We start from the raw sequence: 1,794 nt of genomic DNA, 5'->3' as shown, positions 1-1,794 counted from the left end.
TGACGCCGGTGAGCAGGGCGACCTGGACAAAGCCGCTGGCGCCGTCGGGGTTGATCTCGAGCAGCGTGTCAGTGCCAACCGTGGTGAAGCGCACGAAATCGGTCAGCGTGTCAACGCCCTGGGTGTAGCCCACCAGCGCGTCGCCCACATCGAGGAACTTCCACCAGGCATAATCCTGAACCGTGTCCAGCGCGCCATCGACCACCGAGAACTTGAACGTGTCATTGCCCTTGCCACCGGTCAGCGTATCCGCCCCGGCCCCGCCATCCAGCAGGTCGTTGTTCTTGCCGCCATCCAGCACATCATCGCCCGAGCCGCCATAAAGGCTGTCGCCATTGTCATTGCCGTACAGCACGTCATTGCCGATATTGCCATAGAGCAGATCGCCGCCATCACCGCCATAAAGCGTGTCATCGCCGGCCAGACCGTCAAAGATATCCGTCCCGCCACTGATCAGCGCAAGATTGTCATCCGCCCCATCCGTCAGCTGAACAGCCGCAGGATCAATCGGGTCATAGAGCGAGCCCACCGTCACCGACACCGTCGCGGTCCGGCTCTCGGTGCCGTCGCTGACCGCATAGCTGAAGCTGTCGGAGCCGATATAGCCCGGATCGGGCGTATAGAGGATCTCGCCATTCACGAGGGAAACCGAGCCATTGGCCGGGGCCGAGCCCGAGATATCGATGCTCAGCGCATCGCCATCCGCGTCGCTGTCATTGGCCAGAACGTCGATCGAGACCGCCACATCCGGGTCCGTGGTTGCCGTGTCATCCTGGGCGTCCGGCGCATCATTGACCGCGTCCACCGTCACCGAGACCGTGCCCGCCGTGCTCTCCTTGGTGTCGCTGAGCGTATAGCCGAAGCTGTCCACCCCGTTGAAATCCGCATCCGGCGTATAGGTCGCAACCCCGTTTGCCAGGGTCACCGAGCCATGCTCGGTCTCGACCACGCCGACGGTGCCGGGATCGTCGAAAGCGCTGGTCAGCGCGGTCACGCTCAGCGGGTCGCCATTGGCGTCGCTGTCATTGGCCAGCAGATCGATCGCCACCGCCTGATCTTCGTTTGTGGTGGCGGCATCGGGAGCGGCCACCGGCGCGGCGTTGGTCTCATAGACCGTCACCGTCACGGTGGCGGTGTTGCTGGAGGTGCCGTCCGAGGCCGCATAGGTAAAGCTGTCCTCGCCGACAAAGCCGGGATCGGGCGTATAGACGATCTGCCCGTTCGAGACCGCAACCTGCCCGTTTGCAGGTGTCGAGCCCGAGATATCGATGCTCAGCGCATCCCCATCGGCGTCGCTGTCATTGGCCAGCACGTCGATCTGGATCGGGCCGTCCTGCTCGCCGCTGGTCGCGTCATCCTGCGCCACCGGCGCATCCGGCGTCGGTGCCACCGTCACGTTGACCGTGGCCACCGCCGTGCCGCCCTGGCCATCCGAGACCGTGTAGCTGAAACTGTCATCGCCACTGGCATCCGCATCCGGCGTGTAGGTCAGTTGATCGCCATCGATCACCACTGTGCCGAACTGGCCCTGGCCCACCGACTGGATCGACAGCACGCCGCCATCGCTGTCGCTGTCATTGGCCAGCACGTCGATGGTGACGCTCTGGTCCTCGTCCACATTCGCCGTGTCATCCACCGCATCCGGCGCCGCATTGGCGCTGGCCGTCAGCAGCCGTCCGTTTGCTTCCATGCTGGCTTCGGTACCGGCGAGGTTTTTGACGCCGGTGAGCAGGGCGACCTGGACAAAGCAGGTCCAGCGGGACGAGTGGCCGCAGTTTTTGGAGCGGCCATGGC

1 protein-coding gene is annotated in these 1,794 nt (G+C 64.2%); it reads right to left on the bottom strand.

What is annotated here, in order from left to right:
- A partial coding sequence (locus AB1E34_RS19915; RefSeq protein WP_372574069.1) for an Ig-like domain-containing protein occupies nt 1–1,794 on the bottom strand: 1,794 nt, incomplete at both ends.

The organism is Ruegeria jejuensis, assembly GCF_041537905.1.
Lineage (GTDB): Bacteria > Pseudomonadota > Alphaproteobacteria > Rhodobacterales > Rhodobacteraceae > Ruegeria_C.
This window is presented reverse-complemented; position numbering and strand designations above follow the sequence as displayed.